1 protein-coding gene is annotated in these 269 nt (G+C 39.0%); it reads left to right on the top strand.

Going from position 1 to position 269, the window contains the following annotated elements:
* Positions 1–147: IS3 family transposase (locus FC98_RS15460; protein ID WP_156637360.1), on the top strand; the 147-nt coding region annotated here is incomplete at its 5' end.
* Positions 148–269 lie beyond the last annotated feature (122 nt).

Raw genomic sequence — 269 nt, 5'->3', positions numbered from 1 at the left:
GTCTTTGAGAATTATGAAACTGCCGCTGCTGTCCTTTTTGAATATGTGCATGCTTTCTACAATAGGAAGAGAATTCATAGTTCACTGGGCTACCAGACCCCCTTACAAGTTGAAATCGCAACACTTACGAGCCAAATGGCCGCCTGATTTAATGCTTTCCATGGTTCAAATAAGTTATTAATCACGATTAATGATTTATTTGAGCTGTGGAAGGTAAACGCGGTTCTGAATGTCTCTTAAAACCTGTCTCAAATATTGACTTCAATCCA

The organism is Lentilactobacillus kisonensis DSM 19906 = JCM 15041 (assembly GCF_001434135.1).
GTDB classification, from domain to species: Bacteria; Bacillota; Bacilli; order Lactobacillales; family Lactobacillaceae; genus Lentilactobacillus; species Lentilactobacillus kisonensis.
The sequence above is the reverse complement of the archived record's forward strand: the minus strand, read 5'-3'. Positions and strand labels throughout refer to the sequence as shown.